The following is a 22,484-nucleotide window of genomic DNA, read 5'->3' on the forward strand; positions in this document are numbered from 1 at the left end:
CATTTAAATTAACATTTTAAGACTATAAAAGCATTATCTCAAGCAAAGATGCACATAAAAAGACATTGTGACGAGAAAAATATAAATTGACCAAGCCGAGAAGAAGGGTTGGAGGTGAAAGAATGTTCGATGTAGTGGCAATTGGTAATCTCAACTATGATATAACCCTTCTCGTTGAGAGATTTCCTGAGTTTCATGAGAAGGTAATTGCAAAGAAAGCTCACTTTGGATTGGGGGGAGCTGCGGGCAATACCGCTTCTTGGTTGGCACATATGGGAGTTAAGGTAGGATTTATCGGGGCTGTAGGTAATGACGAGATTGGCGAGGCACACATACAGTATTTCAAGAAAATTGGAGTTGATGTTGGAGGTATTAAAGTTGTCAATGAGCATTCTGGAATCGCTGTTTCCTTAATAAAGGGCGAAGACAAGAGGATAGTGAAGCATCTCGGTGCTAATGCCTATAGAGATGTCGATTTCGATTACCTTTCAAAGGCAAGGCACGTCCATATGTCCTCCAACCCCAAAGAGCTCATTGAAAAGACCGTTAACTTTGCCTTTGAGAACGGAATTTCCATTTCGCTTGACATAGGAGAGGCGGAAGTGCCAAGCTCTGTTGAAGACAAGATAACATACTTACTAATGAACGAGGATGAGTTCAAACGAAAGTATGGAAGCTTGGAGAAAATCCACGATGTTAGGGCTAAAAACGTCATTGTAACCCTAAACGGCGGAGGCGCAATGGTTAGAGATGAGAAGGGAAAAGTTTTCGAAGTTAGAGGGCTTAGCGCTGAAGTAGTAGACTCTACCGGAGCAGGGGATGCATTCGACGCTGGGTTCATCTACGGAGTTCTCAAAGGATGGGAGCTGAAAGATGCAGCAAAGCTCGGAACCCTGTTAGCGTATCTCACAGTGCAGAAAGTGGGTGCAAGAAGTGCGATAATTCCTCTGGAAGAAATTAAAAAAATAGCAGAAGAACTGAATTTGGGCTTGCCCTTCTAATAGCTCTTCAAACCAATTGTTCTTGCCTGGTTTTCGCTCCATTTATAACTTAGATACCCCAGCAAGGCATAGACTGTTGAAAGAAAAATGAGGTATAAAATCTCCCCAGAGGCTTTTGCATACCCGTAGGCAACGACTTTTCTTACGGCATCACTTGTTGGAGCATAGGGAAAAATCTTTGCCATTATCTGCAGTCCCCTGGGCAGGATTGAAATCGGATACATCGCACCGCTTAGGGCAAAGACCAGCATTTCGAGAATCGTTATGAAAGGTCCCGGGTCCTTCAAATAGAGAACGATGCCCGCAGCTGCCATTCCCATACCTATCATCCCTACAGTGCCCATAAATAGTACTGGAAGGGCTTTAATGAAGTTAATGAAGTCGAAGTGGACATCAAATATCACAACGAAAAGGGGAATGTAAATGGACATATAGATGAGAGACAAGAAAATTCGAGTAAGCACGTTGCCCATAAAGAAGGTCAGCCTCCTTATTGGCGCTGCAAAAGAATATTCGAGAGTTCCAGCATAGAGCTCATCAACAACGCTCCATACGAAGCCACTAAGAAAAGTCAATCCAAAGCCCAACACCATAAACCCCAGCACGGCAAAGGTTACGTAGTCTGAGTACCCCGTGAGACGCTGAAGCGCGGGGGAGTTTCTCTCTCCGGTAAGACCTATCCCTATCAACAAGGCCTGACCGACAAAAAAGAAACCTAACATAACATCACTAATGAACCATACTCTATAGCTCAAAAAGATCTTCCAGCTCTTGACAGCAACACCGTAAAGTGCCCTAAGCTCGTTAATAACCTCCATATCCAACCACCCGGGTTATTTTCTCCGCCCATTTAAAAAGAATGTATCCGATTATCCAGTAAAAGGGAATCAAAAAGAGAAGCCATATTATTTCGCCCTGTATTTCTGCATATGCTTTTCCCACGAAAATAGCTCTTACCGCAGAAGCAGCATGAGTTAACGGAAATATCTTTGAAAATGCAAAGAGCCATTTGGGCATTACACTAAGGGGGAAGAACACCCCAGAGAAGAAGAGCATTGAGAACTCAAATATCTGGGCAAAAGGTCCTATGTTCTTTAAAAGCATAACAAGACCTGCAAATATTAGCCCAAATCCCAAAAACGCAAAGAGCGATGCTACAATAACTGGAACAGACCTCAAGACTACCGAGATTGTAATGGGAATATCAAATATTAGGGCACCAATTGCAAAGACAACTCCCATAAGGACGGAGTCCATTAAAAGCCAGCTAACCGCTAATCCGAAAAGCAGTTCTAAAATCCTGGCTGAAGAAAGGACGTTCATTTCAAAAGTTCCTCTCTGGAGCTCTCTCCTCACGCCCCAGACGTAAGCCTCCATAGGTGAAACTGAGACCCACCATAAAACGTAGCCAATCAAGGCATACGTTGGATAATCACCCATTCCCGTAGAAGCGGCGAGCAGTTGGGAATACCTGCCTCCAAGAACTGCCTGCCCAAAGAAGACGAACTGAAGGAGAAAAACCAAGCCAACTAGGATGGAGCTTACAACTCTTAAAGGATACCTGAAAAACATTCTAAACTCCTTCTCTATTACAGCCAGCAGTATCAATCTCTCAACCCCCTGCCGGTGAGCTTTATAAAAACGTCTTCAAGGGTCGGCTCCTTCTGCTCTACACTTATTATTTTCGCTCCCCTCTTTACAAGCCATTCAACCAGCTTAGGAAGGTCTTCTTCATCTACTTGACCCCTCAGAGTTATAATTCCTCTTTCGGAATCCTCGTTGACAACTGCCATTCTCCAAGGCAAATCATCAAAAGTGACCTTTCCCTTAAGGCGTATCTCAACAGTATCTTCATCCCTAACGAGCTTTTTAAGACCATCTGGAGTATCTAGAGCTATAATCCTGCCGTGGTCTATTATGGCTATCCTATCACAAAGCTGCTCTGCTTCAACCATATAGTGGGTAGTTAGGAGAATAGTTTTGCCCTTTTCGTCAACGAGCTTTCTTATGAACTCCCTAACGAATACAGAGCTCTGCACATCTAAGCCCAGAGTAGGCTCGTCCAAAAACAGAACTTCCGGGTCGTTTATCAGAGCTTTCGCTATAGCCAGTCTCTGCTTCATTCCTCGTGAGTAGTTCATAACGAGGTCGTCTTTTCTCTCCCACAGCCCAACCAGCTTAAGGAGCTTTTCAATTCTTTCTTTTTCTTCTCTCTTGGGAACATAGTAAATCCTTGCAAAATATTTTAAGTTCTCGTATGCACTCAAGCGCCAGTACAGAGTCCTTTCTCCTTCTGCCACGAGGTTTATCCTCTTTCTGATCTCTCTTGCATCCTTTCGTATGTCGTATCCAAGAATTCTTGCCTCTCCTTCGGTGGGCTCAAGCAAAGTGGTAAGCATTTTTATTGTGGTGGTTTTACCAGCTCCATTAGGTCCAAGAAGTCCAAAAAGCTCTCCTTTTTTAACCTTAAAGGTGATGCCTTTAACAGCTTCGACCCATTCTACCTTTCTTAAGGGGAGAGGAATCTTTTTAGGATATCTTTTCTTCAAATTAAAGACCTCAACTGCATACATGACTCTTCCCTAAATCATTTATGCTGAGAAGAGTACATAAAAGTAATGGCTTTTAATTATGCAAAGGCTTAAAAATGGTAACAAAGATAAACCATAAAAGGACTACAAAAGGGCTTATAGAGCAACTATTTCATGGAGGTGACTTCATTGGAAATAATAATTGAGAAGTTCAAACCAAAAGTTACTCGCCCTTTTAAGAGAAAAAACGAATACTGGGTGAAGCTCATAGATGAAAGCGGCGAGTATATAATGAAGTTTAAAACTCCTTTGGAAGCAGAGGACGCAATATACGGGCTTCTTGATCTCCAAGTTTATGGGGGTAAAGTTAAGCTTAAACTTAAAGAGGGAAACGTTATAGAGGATATCCAGATTCTTGAGCTCTATAAACCCTCTGCAAAAGAGCTTGTTGATGAGTATTTTAAAGAATAGTTGAAGTCTTTTTCTGTACATTAGACTTCTTTTTTTGACAAAAACCTATATATACTATGACATCCTAACATATAATTGGATGAACATACAGCGTTTCACGAATCAATTTTTAAGATAGAATCCAAAAACTTGGAGGTTTTACTATGGCCAGAAAGAAAAACAAAGAACTCCTAGAATTCGCAGAGGAGATAGGAGGAGAAGAAGCTATTAAGGTAATCAAGGCTCTTGAAAAAAAGAAAGAAGCAACTGATGAAGAGATTGCAGAAATGACAGGGATAAGAGTGAATACTGTTCGCAAAATTCTATATGCCCTCTACGATAACCAGCTTGCAGAGTTTAGGAGAGTTAGAGACAAGGACACCGGATGGTACTATTACTATTGGCGTCTTGAAACAAAAAGGCTGCCCGAGATTATAAAAGCCAAAAAAATGCAAGAGCTCAAAAAACTCAAAGAAATGCTCGAGGAAGAGACCAAAGAGGTTTACTACCACTGCGGAACCCCTGGTCATCCAAGATTAACGTTTGATGAGGCAATGGACTACGAATTCAGATGCCCGTTGTGTGGAGAAATGCTCATGCAGTATGACAACAGCGAAATAGTTAAAGAGCTCCAAGAAAAAATTAAAAAACTCGAAAAGGAGCTCGGAATAACAGCGTGATTCTGGACTAATTTAATGAACTGCGGGGATGATAACATGGAAATTGTTATTCCTGAGAAGATATACGGAGATAGAAGTGGCTTTGAAAAGCTCAATAAGAAGCTTAAATCTCTTATAGGGGAATTGGAAGTCTCATGGAAGATAGGAATTACTCAAAAACAGTGGGCCAAAATAACCTTGGAAGGAGAGGACGAGGAAGTTTCTGCAAACCTTATAAGAGAAGAATTTGGGGAAATCCCATACAAGCTGAGCAATGTAAAAGAAGGAGACGTATATAGGGGACGATTTAGTGACCTTGGAAAGGTCGGGTATGGGGTCTACGTTGATATTGGGGTATTCTCACCAGCTCCAAAGGACGTTTTGATACCCCTTTATTATCTCAAGTCCACCTTTGGAGACAAACCAGTTAGACAGCTCATAAGGGAGTTCGGATGGATAGACAACATTCCCGTTGAACTGGAAATCGTAAAAGTAGAATTTGGCACTAGAGAAATGGAAGGAAGATTCACCGAAAGACAGCTAAAACAAATAAAAAAGTGGACAAGTGATGGATACGACAAGATATTCATTGCAGGCACAATAAGTGAAAAAGTCGAGGAAGCCTTGATAGAGACCGGGCACTCAAGGGACGTGAAGAGGCTCGAAGAGCTTGGGCTTATGGAAACCCTCCTAGTGCTCAAGAAAGGCACACAGGCTCCGGGAATAATCAAGGAAATAGGGCCTTACTTAAAAGCTGCAGTGTTTGGAGCAATTAAGTTTGAGTAGGGAACTCGCATATCATTCTAACTGCAAGAGCGGCTGAGAGGTATTGAACCATTGGAAGGCACTGTGGGGAATAAACCAATATTGGAAGGAATGCAATTAGGAGCCAGAAAAACAGGGCTTTTCCTCCCCTCATATTTAACAAAGATCTTCTGAAGTTGAACAGCAAGTAGAAAATCAGAATCAGTTGGAGAACTCCTTCTTTCAGTAAGACAAAGATAGGGTTCAGATCAAGGGATAGAGAAAAATTCGGAATTGAGAAAACGCTTATGCCCAAAATAAAGAAAACAGTACTCAGCCCAAGGTAAAGGAAGTTTCTTATAGACTTTGTTGGGAGTACAAAAAACGTGAAAAGAGGAAAGACAATCAGATAAGGCCACACTAAACTGCCCACTGCAACGATAAGCGAGAGGAGAAATACCTGCACGATTGTTTTAGGAATATCTTCCGTGAATTTCATATTTATCGTAAGTGCCGCAACGAGTACTACAAAAAACATACCAATGTTCGTGGAAACATCTGCAATAGAACTCCTAAAAGAGGGCGACGAGAAGACAAGCCCAAAAATTAGGAAGCCAAATTCTCTATAGGGTTTTGGTGCTGCAAAGAACATTAATGTGGATGTCAAGAAAATGAGGAAGAAGTGGAGAACGAGAAGAGCTTCTTCCGTTGGAGAGTAAAGACGGAAGTAAGAACCAAGAGCAAAAGAAAGCAGAGTATCCTTACGTCCCAGCAGAGCATTTTGAAAAGTGGTTCTAAGGAAGTCCTCTCCAATAGTGAGAGGTATTGTGTTTGGAATCCAAAGTGCAAAGATGGAAACCACAAGGAAATAAAAAAAGTGAGTATAGTTGCCATGTCTAGAGAACAAAAACACAAAGAAAATAGTTAAAACAGCGCCCATGGATAAGAAGATATAAACTTCTCTGTCGCTAAACCTATAGTACGAAGAAAACGCGTTCTCTATGAGATACATGCTCTTTTCGTCTCCGGTAAAGAACACAACTTCGTCAAGAACTATGACCATTGGCTTCAAAGAAGCCTCTGGAGGTAATCCCGTTAAACCCCATAACTTTTTCATTTCTGGATTGTCATATACGTTCCCAACGAGAACAAGCACTTCATTCCCCCTATCCTTAAACCGGGAGAGCTTTTCGTCAATATACCATCCCCACGCTTGGGAATATTCACTTTCTCCAGGAACTACATGGTACGTTCTTCCATCAAATAAGAACTCCTCAAAGGCGTTTTTACTAGGATAGAACTCTAATTGAGACGCAGAAGCAAGAGGAAGCATTATGAAGAGTGCCATAATTAAAAGTTTCTTCATCTTCCCCACCAAATAAAATTATGTAGCCAGGTCCAGCGCGGCATCACAGTTTCGGCCTATGCCGATCTCAGCCGCGCATCGATAGGTAATAATCCAGAAAGGAGATTTAAATTTTACTCTTTTTCTTTTAGCTCTTCCAGTTTTGCTAGGAGCTTTTGAGAGATCTCCATAAATGCTTTTGCAGCCGGAGTGTCTTCGTAGAGAACTATCGGTATACCCTTATCACTCGCTTCTCTCGCCTTTAGGTCTATGGGGATCTTTCCAAGGAAGTCAACTCCTTCCTTCTTCGCTAGCTTTTCCCCGCCGCCTTCTCCAAAGATATCTATCTTGTTTCCGCAGTGGGGGCATATAAGATAGCTCATATTTTCAATAACTCCTATGTAAGGAACGTTCATCTGTTTCATCATGTTCACAGCTTTACCAGTATCGAGCAATGCTACTTCTTGAGGAGTGGTAACTATTATAGCGGCATCAAGCTGTATTGTCTGGGTAACGGTTAAAATCTGGTCTCCGGTTCCCGGAGGAAAGTCCACTATCATAAAATCTAAGCTTCCCCACTTGACGTCTCCGAGGAGCTGTTTAATGGCTTTTGTGACTAACGGGCCCCTCCATACTATTGGCTGATCCTCAGGAACCATAAACCCCATGCTCATAACTTTAATCGGAGTTGTCTGGCCTGAGAAGTCATTCATCGGGGGCATCATTTCAAAATGACCATCTTCAAACTTCTCTGCCAGAACATCGGCTTTTTCAACGCCAAGCATTTTTGCAACGTTTGGGCCGTGAACATCAGCATCTAGGATACCTACGAAATAACCCTGCTTTGCAAGGGCTGTTGCTAGGTTCACAGCAACTGTGGATTTTCCAACGCCTCCTTTTCCGCTTAAGACTGCTATTTTATATTTCCACTCCTTCTCTTTCTCCTTTATTCTCTGAGTAAGGGGATCAACTCCCAACCCGGGCACGTTAAAATTAGGTGGAGTTTTTATTGTCATTTTTATCACCTCTGGTTTAGGCTGGTCTAAAAAAGCTTATAAGCTTTGCCCATAGTTTACACAACATTACACAAAAATGAGTAACAAAAAAGAGAAGGGAAATTCATGGAAGTTCTACTTCTTTGCCGAGAATTCTCCATAGTTCTTTTATCTGGTTCTTGAGCTCTTGAATAGCTTCTGGCCTCTTGAAGAGGTGCTTAAATCTTCCCTGTAGCTTGAGGTAGTCTTCAATTGGTCTCTTGAACTTTCCGTCCTTGGGGAATCTCTGGAACTTTATGTTGTGGAAGTCTCCATTTTCGATTTCAAAAAGTGGCCAGAGACCAGTTTCAATTGCCAATTTGGCAACCTCTATTGTCTTCTCTGGTGGAATTCTCCATCCTGGAACACATGGAGCTAATACCTGAACGAATGCTGGTCCGTCAACGCTTGCAGCTTTCTTCATCTTCCTGTAGAAGTCATAGGGGTCTCCAATGCTTGCTGTTGCGACATATGGAACTTGGTGAGCCGCAGCTATAAGGGCAACCCACTTCTTTGGCTTGTCTTCACCAATTGAGTACTTTCCTGGGGGTGATGTGGTTGTCCATGCTCCGTAAGGAGTGGATGAAGACCTCTGAATACCCGTGTTCATGTAAGCCTCGTTATCATACATGAGGTAAACCACGTTGTGCCTTCTCTCAAGCATTCCAGAAAGTGCTTGGAGACCTATATCTGCTGTACCACCATCTCCACCAATAGCGAGGATCTTTCCTTTCCTGCCGAGCTTCTTCCACGCTGCTTCAATACCGCTCGCTACGGCTGCAGCGTTTTCAAAAGCCACGTGTACCCATGGGGCTTTCCAAGCGGTGTATGGGAATACTGCAGAAACGACTTCCATACATCCTGTAGCATGGGCTATAGCGAAAGCGTTTGGGTCACCATATTTTTCTTCCATGGCTTCGCTAAATGCCTTTGTGGCAAGCTTCATTACTATTGCAGGACCACATCCAGCACATGCAGCATGACCAGGTGCCCAGTATTCGCGAGTTGTGATAGGGGGCTTCCTAACGGCCATCATAATCACCTCACAAAATCTCCTTCCTCAATCCTATCCAGTGGACTTCCTCAACTTTCTCTCCCTCAAGTGCCTTCTTTGAAATTTCAACGACCTCTTCGAGTTGCCCGAAAGTAACGTCTCTTCCACCAAGGCCCACTATGAAGTCAAGTAGTATTGGCTTCTCCTTCTCGTTTACGAGTACTCTGCTTGCATCTGTAAAGACTGCTCCACCTATTCCAAAGCTTACGTCCTTTTCAAGAATTGCAAGAACCTTTGTCTTCTTGGCCAAAGCCTTAAGTTCCTCAATTGGGAATGGCCTGTAAACTGTCATCTTTGCGGCTCCGATCTTTACGCCTTCTTCTCTCTTCTTGTCTACGAACTCCTTGAGTGTTCCAGCGAGTGAACCCATTGTGAGAAGGATTATTTCAGCATCATCTGTTCTGTACTCTTCAATCATGTGGTATCTTCTTCCGAACTTCTTCTCGAACTCGTCAAAGACTTCCTTGATTACTTCTCTTGCGTTCTCCATGGCTTCCCATACCTTGTATCTTGCCTCCATATAGTGAGCTGGGAATCCAAGGGAACCTTGTGTGATTGGTCTGGCTGGGTCGAGATAGGCGTGCTTGGGTACGTACTCTCCAAGGAACTCATCAACTACTTCTTGATCTGGTATTTCAACTGGCTCGACTGTGTGGGTTAGGATGAATGCATCGAAACCTACCATTGCTGGAAGGAGAACTCTTTCATCTTCGGCAACTTTGAATGCAATCAATATTAAATCGAGTGCCTCTTGGTTGTTCTCAGCATAGAACTGCAACCAGCCAGTGTCTCTCTCGCTTATTGTATCTTGCCAGTCGTTCCAGATGTTAATTGGAGCGCTCAAAGCTCTGTTACCAATTGCCATTACAATTGGAAGCCTCATTCCAGCGGCTATGAAGAGAATTTCGTGCATTAAAGCAAGACCTTGTGAAGCTGTTGCTGTGAAGGTTCTAACTCCCGCAGCTGAAGCACCAACACATGCAGAAATTGCAGAGTGTTCGCTTTCAACTTTTATAAATTCGGCATCCATCTCTCCGTTGGCAACGAATTCGCTGATCTTTTCAGGAACGAGTGTTGATGGTGTAATTGGAAATGCAGCGACTACCTTTGGCCTTGCAAGCTTGGCTGCCCAAGCTGCAGCTTCATTACCTTTCATAACTTTTCTCATAGGCATTTATACCACCTCACTTAGATTCCCTAACCATTTCAATTGCCTTGGTTGGGCATTCATTTGCGCAGATTCCACAACCCTTACAATAGTCGTAATCAAACACCGGATAGCCCTCCTCGTCGAGATAAATTGCTGGCTCTGGACAGAGAGTGTAGCACATGAAACATCTAACACATTTATCCTTGTTAAACTGTGGTCTAAAAACTCTCCAGCCGCCGGTCTTGTTCACAACGCTGCTTCCGGGAATGTAAACTATTGCACCAGGTGTCATTTTTTCGCTATACTCCTTTTGGACTCTTTCAATATCAGCTTTGAATGGACTTTCCGCCATACATACCACCCCGAGTGAATTATCCCCCTTTTTCTTTAAACTTTTCGCAAAGGAAATTAAAAAATTAGCCGAAAACCTCGGCCTTCTTTTTAAGCTCTTCCCACTCTCTGAGCACCCATTCTTGGAGTGTCTCTATGTCTTCCTTTGTCATGTATTTGAATCTTCCCTGGAGCTTAAGAAACTCCTCCAGAGGCTTTGGCTCTTTGTTTGGTGAGGGCATGTTTATCTTGTACTTTCCGTTTTCATATTCAAACAGTGGGAAATATGCTGTTTGGACTGCTAGGCGAGCAATCTCTATGGTCTTGTCCGTTGGGCTTCTCCATCCAGTTGGGCACGGTGCGAATAGCTGAATGAAAGCAGGACCCTTAATTGTTTGAGCCTTTTTGAGCTTTCTCATGAAGTCCTCTGGATAGGCAACGCTTGCAGTTGCTGCATAGGCTGGTTTGTGGGCTATGACAATGTCAATAACCTTTTTCTTTGGTCTCTGCTCAAGGAAGTGCTTCTTTCCACCTGGTGTGTTAGTTGTCCATGCTCCGTAAGGAGTGGATGAAGACCTCTGAATACCCGTGTTCATGTAAGCCTCGTTATCATACATGATGTAGAGAGCGTCGTGTCCTCTTTCAAGGAAACCGCTTAGGGCTTGGAGACCTATGTCCGCTGTACCACCATCTCCTGCCCATCCAACGACCATTATGCCATCTTCACCCTTTACCTTGTATCCCTTTGCTTTCAGAGCAGCCTCAATACCGCTAATTACTGCACCCGTTGTCTCAAATGCTGTGTGGAAGAGAGGAGCATTTAAAGCCGTGTATGGCCATGGACCAGCTATGATCGTGGAACAACATGCAGGAATAGTGAAGATTGCTTTTCCTCCGTATGCCTTAAGGACGTATCTTAATCCTAGGGCTGCACCACAGCCCTGACAGGCAGTATGCCCAGCGTAAAAGTGCTCTTCAAATGGTAAGGTCAATTTTTTCTTAACATCAGCAGGAAGCTCCATTTTTGTCACCTCTTCAAGTGGTACCATTCGATTTCTCTATCAAGCTTGCCTTTTTCAATTATCTCTTTCATATTCTTGGCTATTGCTTTTACGTCGTTTACGGTTAGGTCTCTTCCACCGAGTCCAACGATGTAGTTCTTCATTATTGGCCTTGCATCGGTGTTGTACAGAACACCCTTAGCCTCATTGAAGAGGATTCCCTCTTGTCCAAATGAGAAGTTTCTGTCAAGAACCGCTATTCCCTCGACGTTCTTTGCTAATTCATAGAGCTCCTCCCTTGGGAACGGCCTGAACCATCTCACCTTTGCAGCACCGACCTTGTATCCCTCGCTTCTTAGTATGTCAACTGCTTCTTTCACAGTTCCCATAAGAGAGCCCATTCCCATGAACACTATCTCAGCATCGTCAGTTCTGTATAGCTCTATCATCTGGCTGTAATCTCTTCCGAATCTCTCGCCATACTCTTTTCCAACCTCTTTGATGACTTTCTTTGCTTCTTCCATTGCTTTAGCTATCTTGTATCTGAACTCGTAATAGTCGGCTGGAGTTCCTAAAGCACCAACGGAGAATGGGTTCTCGAAGTCAGTGAGTGTGTATAAGGGCTTTCTTGGTGGGAGGAACTCATCTATTTCTTCCTGCTCTGGCATGTCAACTACATCGTAAGTGTGGCTCAAGATAAATGCGCTCTCAACTATCATGACTGGGAGATTAACTTTCTCGTGCTCTGCAATCTTAAATGCCATTAGCACTCCATCGTAAACCTCTTGGTTGTTCTCAGCATAGAACTGCAACCATCCGGTATCTCTCTGAGATAAAGAGTCAGTTTGATCATCCCAGACACTCCATGGGGGAGCCATTGCTCTGTTAACGTCAACCATGACTATTGGAAGCCTTGCTCCAGCAGCCCAGTGGAGCATCTCGTGCATTAAAGCAAGACCCTGGGCTGAAGTTGCAGTAAAAGTTCTCGCACCAGTAGCTGAGGCACCTATACAGGCAGCCATTGCGGAATGCTCACTCTCTACAGGAACATATTGGAGGTTTTCAACTTCTCCATTAGCTATGAACTCAGCAATTTTCTCAATAATTGAAGTCTGAGGAGTGATAGGATAAGCAGCTACAACTTCAACTCTAGCATGTTTAACAGCATAAGCAGCCGCATAATTACCACTCACAACTTTCTTTGGCATTTATATCACCTCACTTCTCTTCTCTCACCATAGTTATTGCCTTAGTTGGGCACTCGTTTGCACAGATTCCACAGCCCTTACAATAGTCGTAATCTATTGCTACGTGTCCATCTTCTTTGATGTATATTGCCGGTTCTGGACAGAATTTCCAGCAGATGTAGCACCTTATACACTTGCTCTCATCGACAACTGGCATGAAAGTTCTCCAGTCGCCTGTGAAGTTTAATAGTGTAGTCCCTAGTGTTATTGGAGCTTCTGGATATTCATCAACAGATTTAAATACCAGTTTTTCAGCTTTCGCCTTCTTCTCCCCGAATAAGGTGTTCAAGATGTTTCACCCCTTATAAATGGATTTTAAAGGAAGGAAAAATCAAAGCTCGTAAACAACAGTCTTCTCGAAGGCTTCTCTTGCAGCCTTAGCGTTCTTTTCACCGAGTTCTCCTGAGAAGGTCTCCTTGATAGCCTTCTCAACGCTCTCTATCTTAACTATACCTGTTGCTTTTGCAACGGCACCAAGAATTGATGTGTTTGTAATCGGCAGACCAAGGATCTCAAGGGCTATTGTTGTAGCGTCAACAAGTGCCAATTTAGCTGGCTTCTTTTTGAGCTTCTCAAGAACTTCTTCCTTGCTCTTTTCGGTGTTTATAATTACCATTCCTCCATCTTTTAGACCGGCTGTTACGTCAACCGTGTCCAAGAGAGATGGGTCAAGAACAACTACAATATCTGGCTCATAAATCTGTGTCTTGATTCTAATTGGCTTCTCGTCAATTCTTGTAAAAGCTGTAACTGGAGCACCTCTTCTTTCAACACCAAAGAACGGGAATGCTTGGACATACTTGCCCTCTAAGAAAGCTGCTTCGGCTAGAATGTTTGCGGCTGTAACTGCACCTTGTCCACCTCTACCGTGAAAACGAATCTCTATCATCGTCTCTTCCTCCCAAGTTTTGTCGATATTATTTCTCATAGTGCATTTATTTAGTTTTCGGTATGGCAAGAAGCCTCTTTCGGCATCTGTCTTTGGGTAAAAATGAACAGACAGCAATTCCGATGGATAAGAGAATACATTAACAGACATGAAATTTGTCTTTACATTTGTAAAATAAAATCAAAAAGCCCAAAGGTCAAATTTTTTAAACACTTAAGCCCCTATATAGACTATATAGACGGTGAAGACCATGGAAGAAATAGCAATAGCGGCAATAGCAATTACATTCTACATAGCATGGAATATAGGCGCCAACGACAGCGCAAACGCTATGGGGACTGCAGTAGGTGCTGGGTTGCTAAGCTTTCGTCAGGCAACTTTAACAATAGCCATATTCGTTATGCTTGGAGCTTACCTAAAAGGATACAAAGTTATGAAAACGATAGGCAAAGGCATTGTTCCACCCGAGTACTTGACACTTAAAATCGCTATAATAGCCCTTCTGGCGGCTGGCGTTTGGGTAACGATAGCCACTATAAAAGGGCTGCCAGTGTCTACTACCCAAGCCATAGTTGGTGGGGTAGTGGGAGTGGGAATAGCAACCAATGCACCGATAAAATGGACGACTTTAATTAAAATAGTCGGAGCGTGGGTGCTCTCTCCCATTTTGGCAGCAATCTTTTCTCTGATACTCTTCAAGTTTTATGGAAAAATAATAAACAACATCAAAAGCATAAGCAGAATTGAGTTTCTTTACAAATGGCTTGCCGTTCTCGGTGGATCATACATGGCATTTAACTTTGGAGCAAACGAGGTTGCAAATGCAACTGGCATTCTCGTTGGAGCAGGCTTCTTTGACCCAAAAACCGCGGGAATGTTTGGGGCTTTAAGCTTAGCCTTAGGATCCTTAACTTTCAGCTACGCTGTTATGTACACCGTCGGAAAAAAGATCACTTCTCTTGGGCCCATATCAGCTTTTTCCGCTCAATTCGGATCCGCCATAGCAGTTAGCTTGGCGAACATGTTTGGACTCCCAGTTAGTTCAAGCCAAGCTATAGTGGGTGGAGTTGCTGGAGTGGGTCTTGTAACAGGAAGAGGAGTTGATAAGAAGGTCATATGGGAGATAGCATTTGGATGGATTGCCACGCCAACGGTTAGCATAGCGCTATCCCTCGGAATCTTCAAGCTCTTTCAGTTCTCGGGATTAATTTAAAAAAGGAAATAAAGCTATCTTCGTTTAAACCTCAGCTTTGCTGTGAGTACTTTTTCTGTTGTGAAGAACTTTGCTGTTACAAAAAGCGTCAGTACCGATATTACTCCCAAATAAAGCGCGCTGGCATACATTGTGGAATATTGTTCCATGAGCATTGCTCTAGAAGCCAGGATCGGATGGCTGAAGGGTATTGCGAGCAAAATGTACTTGATCACCGCGGGTAGTGTCTCTATGTCTACAAACATGAGTATAAACGTGGGAAATGCCAGAGGCATTATTCCCGCGCTCACTACGGTGTTTGCACTCTTTGTATCTTCTGCAAAGACTGCTAGGAGCATTGCGAAACTTAGGGCGAATATCATCGCCAAGAACATTATGAGGACAAAAAGCGCTGCCCCTTGAGGAGTAACCGTTAGGCCTAGATCTTCGAGTGAAATCCCAATCTCGCCCGATGATGACATAATGCTACCAAGATAGTTCCTCATGCCGATCATGTACGCTATTGCCGCTATTATGCCTATTACTGCAGTTCCAACCATTTTTCCAGCAACAATCGTTATTCTTTTCACAGGCAATGTGAGAAGGGTTTCAAGGGTCTTGTTCTCCTTCTCCATTGCCATGCTTCCCGCCGACATTTGGGCAACCAGTATTATCATTATGAATATTACGATTGGCATGGAAAAGGATTGAGACGCTATGATGTTGGCAACCAATGAAGGCGGAACTTCAATAATGCGTCCTTTAATTACGGTGAAGCTTTTCGCATCTATCGGCCTTAAAATTGCCTCTGGATCGCCTTCAATATTCTGTTGTATTTTTAACTTTGCAATGTACTCATTAATGACCGTTAAGACGGCGTTTATTCTTCCCTCACTTACCGCCTCTCTCATACCTCCACTTATGCCCTTGATTATGCCGTACACTTCAACTCGGGCTTTCTGGTTGTTTTCTATGGCCTTTGAAAAGTTCTTGGGAATTATTACAATCATATTGTAATTCTTCTCCTGAGCTTTCTCAATTGCTTCATCAACGCTTAGAGCTTCTATCTTGGTGAGAGTTACATTGGGAGCGGTCTCAAGAGCTTTAATAAGCAGTTCTCCGTATTGACCCTCGTCGAGGTTTACAAGTACAACCTTGGTTTCCCCTTGAGCTTGCTCAAATCCCACTTGCATCATTTGACCCAATGCTGGATAAATGAGGAGAGGAACGACGATTATTCCAAATATCAATCCTTTATCCCTTAAGAGGTCCTTAAGTTCCTTCATTACAAGTACCCAGAAGTCACTCATTCAAACACCTCCACTTTCTGTTCTCTTCCGACTATGGACATAAAGACCTCTTCGAGGTTCTCAGCGTTGTATTTCTCCTTAAGCTCCTTTGGAGTCCCAATCTCCACAATTACTCCTTTATTAATCAGTGCCACCCTATCGCAGAGAAACTCAACCTCGAGCATGTTGTGGCTCGAAACCAGAAACGTTATCCCTTTCTCCCTTGCGAACTGCTTTATTGTTTGTCTTATGGTGTAGGCATTAATTATGTCCAGTCCGCTTGCAGGCTCATCTAAAATAGCCAGCTTGGGCTCGACCATCAAAGCCCTAGCAAGCAAGAGCTTTCTCGTCATACCTTTAGAATAGGTGGATATCTTGTCGTTTAGTCTATCTCCAAGTCCGCTCAGCTTAACGCCAAGCTCAAGCATCTTTTCATAGCTCTTTCCCGTTTTGGCATAAAGCTTAGCCATAAATTGGAGATACTCAATCCCCTTGAGGTTCTTGTAGGCACCAGCCTCCTCTGGGAGATAGCTTATGAGTTTTCTAACTTCCTCCCCGTCTTTAACGACATCGTATCCAAAAACTTCCGCTCTTCCTCCTGTTGGCGTCAATAGGGTTGCCAGAATCTTAAGAGTTGTGCTCTTTCCCGCACCATTTGGCCCTATAAGTCCAAATATCTCGCCTTTCTTTATCTCAAAGCTTACCCCCTTAAGGGCTTTGACTTTGCCGTAATCCTTTTCAAGATTTTCAACTTTTACAGCCGGCAATTTTCCACCCCCGGTGGTTCGAAATTTTATTACTCCTCGTATATGAATACGTCTTCAATCTTAACCTTAAAAAACTTCGCTATTTTGAATGCCAACCTCAGCGATGGGTCGTACTTCCCCTTCTCGATTGCTATGATGGTCTGCCTCGTGACGCCGAGGGCCCTCGCAAGCTCTTCTTGGGTTAAGCCTTTCGCCTCCCTCAGCTCGCGCAGGCGGTTTTTCATCGCTACATCCTCCTCGCGTAGTAGGCCCTAAATGCAAGGCTGCCGAAGAATATCGTGGCGAGTATCAAGATCGCTAAATTTCTGCAGGCTTCATCCTTCATAACGAGCCATGAGTAATAGAGCGCAGCAACGTCCACCGCCAGAACCAGCTCCAGTGTCCTCATAGCTGCAAGCTTGGCTATTTCGAGGCCCCGCTCGTCGGGAGGGGCTCCTATCTCTTTGACAAACAGCCGGGTCATGAAGTACCCCAGAACCCCACCACCAACGAGGGCGACTATGAAAACAATAATTAGCTCGTTCATTCACATCACCCTCGCGTAGTGGTACCTTATCAGGGCGTGTCCGAATATAGCAACGACGTAGATGAGGGCGAGCACCTTGGCGGGGTCGAGCCACTGAAAGGCATCAACCGCGAGAATTCCCACAAGGAGGAGCATCTGGACGATTATGAGGGTCTTCTCCGAGGCAATCTGGTTTATTTTCCTCCCGCGCTCGTCCTTCATCTGCCCTGTCTCTTTCATGAAGCGGTAGAAGGCGAGCCAGTAGATTACCGTGGCGGCCGCTATGAAGACGAATAGCCATTCGCTCCCCATTCACATCACCCTCGAATAGTAGTGTCTGAAGAGGAGGTGGAGCGTCAACATAACTGCCAGCACGAGGCCAACCGTTATGAAAGCGCCCTCCATCTTCGGGTCCGAGGTTTTTCCCGACAGCAAAAGCAGAGCAACGGCGAGGCCCAGGCTCGTTATCTGAAGGGTTCTTCTGGAAGCAATTTCGTTTATCCTCAGGGTTCTCTCGTCTTCGAGAATAAAGCCCTTCTTCTCAAGGTAAGAGAAGTAGAGGTTAACGAAAATCGCGGTTAAGGCGAAGGCAACCAAGGCGAACTCGCTTTTTTCTGAGCTCGTGGCCCATCCCACAACCCAGCCGAGAGCTACAACCGCGAGGAGCGCGGGTAATAACACCTTCTTCTCCTTCATCACTCTCACCATGTAAAGTTTCCTTTACGTAAAGTTTACTTTACATCCTTATAAACTTTTTGCATTAATCTCCCAACATCCCCAAAGGTATTCTAAGATTCAGGCACTTCAAAGAACTCACTCTCTATTTTCTAAGCCAATGATAAAGCATCGAAATCAGATACGAATATATGAAGAGCTGTACTGCCACAGAAAAGTATCTACTGAGGAGTTCAAACTCTTCTGTTCCATAACTGCTCGCTAATTTCCACACGGAAAATGCTACTATTATTGGAAAAGAGATCTCAACAGTCAAAGTTAAAACTTTCATTTCCTTAATTTTCTCTTCTTCGCTTTTCTCAATCCCTGCAAGTTTCATTCCTAGATATATAGAAACGAAAGCTAACATCACAGAGATTACTGCCCATGTAGGGTTTTTAGACTTCACAAAATAAACTGTGAGCAATGCGAACGAAATCATTAAGCTAAAGGCAATAAACCAGACGGGCCAGCGCTTAACTTCCATATAACCACCAGGGGATTATCCAAAATTAGAGGAAGCGGAGATCAAGGCCCTTGGAGTTTCTCCTTTATTGTTGAAAGCCTTCTTAGCTTGGACTTTACGGCAAGCTTGTTGTGGTCGATGACAATAAATTCTCCGATGCTCTTAACTGCCTTCATTGGTATAAGGAGAAGACCCTCATGATCGGTAACGAACTCACTCGTGTCTAGGTCTTCATCCGGCTCAGCAACAATCACCAAAATTTCTCCGGTTTCCTCGTCAAAACTCAAATCATAAAGCCATCCGAGTCTTATTCCCGTGTCTGTTATAAGCTCCATATCCCTAAGCTTTGATGCCTTAATTTTCACCATCATAATCCCCTCCAATTTTTACCTACATAGGAAATCGTCCTTTTTCTATAAAATCTTTTCTAAGCTTAAAAATAATTAGGGTCAGAGAGTGAAGTAATCAACTTCCTTACGCTCCCCTCTTGCGGCACCTTTTCTACTCTCCTCAAATTGCTTGTAGTAGTCAATCATGTATCTAGTTATGCTTGGCTTAACTTTTTTCAGTGCTTCTTCGAAATCTTTCCTTGAAACGCGAAGTTTCTCAAGGAATTCTTCAGCCTGCTCCTCCACGAGCTCCCTGGGAGTCTTAGAAACTGCCCCCCTAAGGGCAATTAAAGCGGCTTCTCTTACTACGGCTTCGATATCAGCACCGCTGTAGCCCTCGGTTTTCTTTGCAAGTTCCTCTAAGTCAACATCATCTGCCAACGGAACTCTCCTTGTGTGGACTTTGAAAATCTCAAGCCTTGCCTTTTCATCCGGCGCTGGAACCAAGATAAGCCTGTCGAACCTGCCAGGCCTAAGCAACGCCGGGTCGAGTATATCAGGCCTGTTCGTGGCAGCAATAACTACCACACCGCTGTTCTCCTCAATACCATCCATCTCAGTCAAAAGCTGATTTAGCAAAGTCTCCATGTAGTGGGCTCCCTCGTGAACCCCCCTTGCAGGGGCTATTGCGTCTATTTCGTCAATGAAGATAACCGTGGGAGCAGCTTGCCTTGCCTTTCTGAAAATCTCTCTAATCCTCTTCTCGCTTTCTCCGACCCACTTGCTAAGGACTTCCGGTCCGCGAATGCCTATGAAGTTAGCCTCACTCTCGTTGGCAACTGCTTTAGCAAGCAAAGTCTTACCTGTTCCAGGAGGTCCATAGAGGAGAATCCCCTTAGGTGGAGTAATGCCAAGCCTCTGGAAAGCTTTTGGATATTTGAGAGGCCATTCTACGGCTTCTCTTAGTTCTTGCTTGACTTCCTCAAGACCTCCAATGTCCTCCCACCTAACATTCGGAACCTCCAAGAGGACTTCCCTAAGAGCCGAAGGCTCAATCATCTTCAAAGCCTCGTAAAAGTCATCTTTTGTGACCTTAAGCTCTTGAAGCACTTCAGGTGGAATTCTATCTTCTTCGGGGTTTATTTTACCTTCAGTTATAAGCCTCCTTAACACCACCATAGCGGCTTCTCTTGCCAGTGCTGCCAAATCAGCCCCAACGAATCCGTGAGTCTTCTCCGCGATCTCCTCGAGGAGGAGGTCAATCAAACGGTGCTTTACTTCTTTGTACACTTCTCCGTCCTCTTTCAGAATAGCCTTGATTTCGTTTTCATCCTTTGCCTTCTCGACTTTTTTGATAATCTCATCAAGCTTTTCTCTGTCAAAGGAGGATTTCCTCTTCAGCTCCTTTAATACCCTCAAAACGCTCTTCTTGTCGTAATCTGGCTCGATTGGCATTCCTCTTGTGTGAATTTGGAGTATTTCCTTCCTTCCCTGCTTGTCTGGAACGCCGACCTCAATTTCTCTATCGAATCTGCCAGGCCTTCTCAAAGCTGGATCAAGGGCATCAGGCCTGTTTGTAGCGGCGATAACTATAACCTTCCCTCTGCCCTTCAGTCCATCCATAAGTGTTAAAAGCTGGGAAACTACTCTCTTTTCAACTTCTCCCGTAACTTCTTCCCTCTTTGGAGCTATTGCATCGATCTCGTCAATGAAGATTATGCTTGGGGCGTTTTCCTCCGCCTCCTTAAAGATCTCCCTTAACCTCTCTTCGCTTTCACCATAGTACTTGCTCATTATCTCCGGCCCGTTGATAGCTATGAAATGGGCATTTGCCTCGTTAGCAACTGCTTTAGCGAGGAGTGTCTTACCAGTTCCCGGTGGTCCATAAAGCAGAACACCCTTTGGCGGCTCAATACCAAGGCGCTCAAAGAGCTCCGGATGCTTTAATGGGAGCTCCACCATTTCGCGAATCTTTTGAACGGCATCCTTGAGACCACCGATGTCCTCGTAGGTAACCTCGGGTACTTTCTCCTCTCTCACTTCTACTGCCTGTGGAAGAACTTCTATTTCGGTGTTGTAGGTTATCTGAACGATTCCCTTTGGGATTGTGTTCACAACAATGAACTTAAGCTCGCCAAATCCTAAGGGAAGGCTTTCAAAGAGCCCTCTAAACAGCTCATCGAATGGAGACCCAGTATAAAACTCCGTTTCTCTGCCGCTTGCCACTATTAGGTCTCCTTTAACAACCGGCCTCCCAAGGAGATTCCTTTTCACAAGCTCCCCTGGAATTTGGAGATAAACCCCTCTTTGTGCAGGTGCTAAAACGACCCTTTTGGCCTCTTGAGCCTCTGCTTTTCTTACAGTGACGTAATCACCTATGCTAACTCCAGCGTTTCTCCTGATGTAACCGTCCATCCTTATTATGTCAAGTCCCCTGTCATCGGGATGAGCATTTTCAACTATTGCTGCGGTCTTACGCTCTCCTTCAAGCTCCACTATATCTCCTGGCTGAACACCGAGCTGCCTTTGATATTTTCTATCAAACCTAACTATTCCCCTACCAACGTCTCGCTTTAATGCCTCAGCAACCCTCAACTTTATTTCCTTTTTAGTCTCCTCTTTTCCAAAAATCATTTTTTACCACCCTTTTTCTTTCTATGAAGCTCAATTGCCTCTTCTAGAGTTAAATTACCCTTAGCAACCTCCCTCGCGAGCTTTGATGAAATTGTTATTTTACCATTGCTAAGCTCTCGGCTGCGAGTTTTTATGTATTCGATCTCACCCTTTGTAGGCTCGCCGGCATGGATAAGGTCTTTCAGCTTGACCTCTCTCCCATCTCTTAAAGCTATATTTATCGAGGCAACTATGTCTTGTATTTGGGAAACCTCTATCCCGCCAACCTTTGGGGTTGTGCCTCTTTCATTCACGAGGATAATAGGGAACTCCTCACCAAGTACTGAGGCGAGAGTTTTAAGCATTAACACCCTGTGTCTCTTTGCCCCGTGCCCTATCTTAATCTTTGCCTTTGGATACTTCTCCAAAAGCTCCAATATTGTATCAACGTCCTTAGGGCTTTTGAGGTGATAGACCTCAATTACTCTATTGTCCGCAACAACGGCCACACCAGGCCTCTCCCCGGGGTCTATGGCAATGTATACGTTCTTAAACCTTTTTCTCCCCTCAAGCCTCGCCAGTAATTCATCTATAAAGTTTTCATTTACAACCGCTATCTTTACTGGGAAGTTAATTTTATCATACTCCTCTACACTCGTTAGAACAACTTCAACATCAAAAGGGATTTTATCGGTAAGCCTAAGGCTGTAAAAAGGGATCTTGTACTCGCGCAGGACCTTTGTTGCGATATAGTAAACCCTTGCGTTCTCAGTAACAACTGCAACTCTCATGATTGATAAATCAAGGGAGAATATTAAAAACATTAGGGAAAACAAAAAGAAGAATAAAACAGCCCAAATTTAAGAACTAAGCGATAAGAGCCAGGAAATTTTATGATAAAGTTTATAAACTCCAAATGCGGAGATAAAACTGCCCCTAGAAGGGGCGGGGGTGATATAGGTGCAGCCTCCCAAGAAGAAAAAGATTGAAGATTATGAGGAGGAAGAGGAGCTCTTTGAAGAGGAGGAATGGGAAGAAGATTGGGATGAGGAATGGAATGAAGAGGAGTGGGAAGAGGAGGATTGGGAGGAAGATTTTGAAGAAGAGTGGGATGAAGACTGGGACGAAGAGGAAGAAGAATGGTGATTCTCACAACCTCCCAACAATTTTATTA

28 protein-coding genes are annotated in these 22,484 nt (G+C 43.9%); 6 read left to right on the top strand and 22 right to left on the bottom strand.

The features are described from left to right. Positions 1–122 precede the first annotated feature (122 nt). Positions 123–1,001, top strand: a complete 879-nt coding sequence (locus NF865_RS04195; protein WP_253305335.1) for an ADP-dependent ribose-1-phosphate kinase — start codon at positions 123–125, stop codon at positions 999–1,001. Here the strand turns inward: NF865_RS04195 and NF865_RS04200 are convergent. The 3 genes from NF865_RS04200 to NF865_RS04210 are packed head-to-tail and all read right to left on the bottom strand — an operon-like array spanning position 998 to position 3,574. Beyond that, on the bottom strand, positions 998–1,819 hold the full coding sequence (locus tag NF865_RS04200; RefSeq protein ID WP_253305336.1) for an ABC transporter permease: 822 nt from the start codon (positions 1,817–1,819) through the stop codon (positions 998–1,000). The genes NF865_RS04195 and NF865_RS04200 overlap by 4 nt on opposite strands. After that, a complete protein-coding gene (locus tag NF865_RS04205) occupies positions 1,806–2,609 on the bottom strand; it encodes an ABC transporter permease (RefSeq protein WP_253305337.1) in 804 nt (267 codons plus the stop codon). Before NF865_RS04205 ends, NF865_RS04200 begins: the two co-directional genes overlap by 14 nt. After that, positions 2,606–3,574, bottom strand: coding sequence for an ABC transporter ATP-binding protein (locus tag NF865_RS04210; RefSeq protein ID WP_253305338.1), 969 nt, complete (start codon positions 3,572–3,574; stop codon positions 2,606–2,608). The genes NF865_RS04205 and NF865_RS04210 overlap by 4 nt, the downstream gene beginning before the upstream one ends. 147 nt (positions 3,575–3,721) lie before the next feature. Here NF865_RS04210 and NF865_RS04215 point away from each other — a divergent pair, with 147 nt between their 5' ends. From NF865_RS04215 to NF865_RS04225, 3 genes are all read left to right on the top strand, one after another. Then, the gene (locus tag NF865_RS04215; protein WP_253305339.1) at positions 3,722–4,003 is read left to right on the top strand and encodes a hypothetical protein; all 282 of its coding nucleotides are present in this window, start codon (positions 3,722–3,724) and stop codon (positions 4,001–4,003) included. Between the two features lie 143 nt (positions 4,004–4,146). Then, on the top strand, positions 4,147–4,662 hold the full coding sequence (gene tfe / locus NF865_RS04220) for a transcription factor E (protein ID WP_253305340.1): 516 nt from the start codon (positions 4,147–4,149) through the stop codon (positions 4,660–4,662). Positions 4,663–4,698: 36 nt separating this feature from the next. Continuing rightward, positions 4,699–5,427, top strand: a complete 729-nt coding sequence (locus tag NF865_RS04225; protein ID WP_253305341.1) for a DUF2110 family protein — start codon at positions 4,699–4,701, stop codon at positions 5,425–5,427. Here the strand turns inward: NF865_RS04225 and NF865_RS04230 are convergent. The 9 genes from NF865_RS04230 to NF865_RS04270 form a co-directional block, all read right to left on the bottom strand. Beyond that, the gene (locus NF865_RS04230; protein ID WP_253305342.1) at positions 5,414–6,751 is read right to left on the bottom strand and encodes a hypothetical protein; all 1,338 of its coding nucleotides are present in this window, start codon (positions 6,749–6,751) and stop codon (positions 5,414–5,416) included. The genes NF865_RS04225 and NF865_RS04230 overlap by 14 nt on opposite strands. A gap of 113 nt (positions 6,752–6,864) precedes the next feature. Next, a complete protein-coding gene (locus NF865_RS04235) occupies positions 6,865–7,746 on the bottom strand; it encodes an Mrp/NBP35 family ATP-binding protein (protein WP_253305343.1) in 882 nt (293 codons plus the stop codon). Between the two features lie 103 nt (positions 7,747–7,849). Beyond that, positions 7,850–8,797 (bottom strand): pyruvate synthase subunit PorB, encoded by a 948-nt coding sequence (gene porB, locus NF865_RS04240; RefSeq protein ID WP_253305344.1) that lies wholly within the window; start codon positions 8,795–8,797, stop codon positions 7,850–7,852. A gap of 10 nt (positions 8,798–8,807) precedes the next feature. Further along, positions 8,808–9,992, bottom strand: coding sequence for a pyruvate synthase subunit PorA (porA, locus tag NF865_RS04245; protein WP_253305345.1), 1,185 nt, complete (start codon positions 9,990–9,992; stop codon positions 8,808–8,810). A gap of 10 nt (positions 9,993–10,002) precedes the next feature. Beyond that, positions 10,003–10,320 carry a pyruvate synthase subunit PorD gene (gene porD, locus NF865_RS04250; RefSeq protein WP_253305346.1) on the bottom strand — a complete coding sequence of 106 codons (318 nt, stop codon included), beginning with the start codon at positions 10,318–10,320 and terminating at the stop codon, positions 10,003–10,005. Between the two features lie 64 nt (positions 10,321–10,384). After that, positions 10,385–11,320, bottom strand: coding sequence for a 3-methyl-2-oxobutanoate dehydrogenase subunit beta (locus tag NF865_RS04255; protein ID WP_253305347.1), 936 nt, complete (start codon positions 11,318–11,320; stop codon positions 10,385–10,387). 5 nt (positions 11,321–11,325) lie between these two features. Continuing rightward, on the bottom strand, positions 11,326–12,507 hold the full coding sequence (gene porA / locus NF865_RS04260) for a pyruvate ferredoxin oxidoreductase (RefSeq protein WP_253305348.1): 1,182 nt from the start codon (positions 12,505–12,507) through the stop codon (positions 11,326–11,328). A gap of 10 nt (positions 12,508–12,517) precedes the next feature. Further along, entirely contained in the window at positions 12,518–12,835 is a 318-nt protein-coding gene (locus tag NF865_RS04265) for a 3-methyl-2-oxobutanoate dehydrogenase subunit delta (RefSeq protein ID WP_253305349.1), read from the bottom strand. Between the two features lie 42 nt (positions 12,836–12,877). Then, positions 12,878–13,435: a pyruvate/ketoisovalerate ferredoxin oxidoreductase subunit gamma gene (locus NF865_RS04270; protein WP_253305350.1), complete on the bottom strand. Its 558-nt coding sequence runs from the start codon at positions 13,433–13,435 to the stop codon at positions 12,878–12,880. Between the two features lie 250 nt (positions 13,436–13,685). Here NF865_RS04270 and NF865_RS04275 point away from each other — a divergent pair, with 250 nt between their 5' ends. Next, a complete protein-coding gene (locus tag NF865_RS04275) occupies positions 13,686–14,648 on the top strand; it encodes an inorganic phosphate transporter (RefSeq protein WP_253305537.1) in 963 nt (320 codons plus the stop codon). Between the two features lie 14 nt (positions 14,649–14,662). On the opposite strand, the gene NF865_RS04280 is transcribed toward NF865_RS04275, so the two are convergent. From NF865_RS04280 to NF865_RS04325, 10 genes are all read right to left on the bottom strand, one after another. After that, positions 14,663–15,937 carry an ABC transporter permease gene (locus tag NF865_RS04280; protein ID WP_253305351.1) on the bottom strand — a complete coding sequence of 425 codons (1,275 nt, stop codon included), beginning with the start codon at positions 15,935–15,937 and terminating at the stop codon, positions 14,663–14,665. Next, the gene (locus tag NF865_RS04285) at positions 15,934–16,683 is read right to left on the bottom strand and encodes an ABC transporter ATP-binding protein (protein WP_253305352.1); all 750 of its coding nucleotides are present in this window, start codon (positions 16,681–16,683) and stop codon (positions 15,934–15,936) included. Before NF865_RS04285 ends, NF865_RS04280 begins: the two co-directional genes overlap by 4 nt. 29 nt (positions 16,684–16,712) lie before the next feature. Then, a complete protein-coding gene (locus NF865_RS04290; protein ID WP_253305353.1) occupies positions 16,713–16,907 on the bottom strand; it encodes a helix-turn-helix transcriptional regulator in 195 nt (64 codons plus the stop codon). Positions 16,908–16,909: 2 nt separating this feature from the next. Further along, positions 16,910–17,209, bottom strand: a complete 300-nt coding sequence (locus NF865_RS04295) for a DUF2178 domain-containing protein (protein WP_253305354.1) — start codon at positions 17,207–17,209, stop codon at positions 16,910–16,912. Further along, on the bottom strand, positions 17,210–17,500 hold the full coding sequence (locus NF865_RS04300; protein ID WP_253305355.1) for a DUF2178 domain-containing protein: 291 nt from the start codon (positions 17,498–17,500) through the stop codon (positions 17,210–17,212). Beyond that, the gene (locus tag NF865_RS04305; protein ID WP_253305356.1) at positions 17,501–17,884 is read right to left on the bottom strand and encodes a DUF2178 domain-containing protein; all 384 of its coding nucleotides are present in this window, start codon (positions 17,882–17,884) and stop codon (positions 17,501–17,503) included. 124 nt (positions 17,885–18,008) lie between these two features. Further along, the gene (locus NF865_RS04310) at positions 18,009–18,389 is read right to left on the bottom strand and encodes a hypothetical protein (protein ID WP_253305357.1); all 381 of its coding nucleotides are present in this window, start codon (positions 18,387–18,389) and stop codon (positions 18,009–18,011) included. 41 nt (positions 18,390–18,430) lie between these two features. Beyond that, the gene (locus tag NF865_RS04315; RefSeq protein ID WP_253305358.1) at positions 18,431–18,736 is read right to left on the bottom strand and encodes a PRC-barrel domain-containing protein; all 306 of its coding nucleotides are present in this window, start codon (positions 18,734–18,736) and stop codon (positions 18,431–18,433) included. Between the two features lie 81 nt (positions 18,737–18,817). After that, positions 18,818–21,331, bottom strand: a complete 2,514-nt coding sequence (locus tag NF865_RS04320) for a CDC48 family AAA ATPase (RefSeq protein ID WP_253305359.1) — start codon at positions 21,329–21,331, stop codon at positions 18,818–18,820. Beyond that, positions 21,328–22,101 carry a RuvC family protein gene (locus NF865_RS04325; RefSeq protein ID WP_253305360.1) on the bottom strand — a complete coding sequence of 258 codons (774 nt, stop codon included), beginning with the start codon at positions 22,099–22,101 and terminating at the stop codon, positions 21,328–21,330. Before NF865_RS04325 ends, NF865_RS04320 begins: the two co-directional genes overlap by 4 nt. Before the next feature lie 169 nt (positions 22,102–22,270). Here NF865_RS04325 and NF865_RS04330 point away from each other — a divergent pair, with 169 nt between their 5' ends. Then, a complete protein-coding gene (locus NF865_RS04330; protein WP_253305361.1) occupies positions 22,271–22,456 on the top strand; it encodes a hypothetical protein in 186 nt (61 codons plus the stop codon). Positions 22,457–22,484: the final 28 nt, after the last annotated feature.

The sequence above is a fragment of the Thermococcus aggregans genome, from assembly GCF_024022995.1.
In the GTDB taxonomy this organism is placed as follows: domain Archaea; phylum Methanobacteriota_B; class Thermococci; order Thermococcales; family Thermococcaceae; genus Thermococcus_A; species Thermococcus_A aggregans.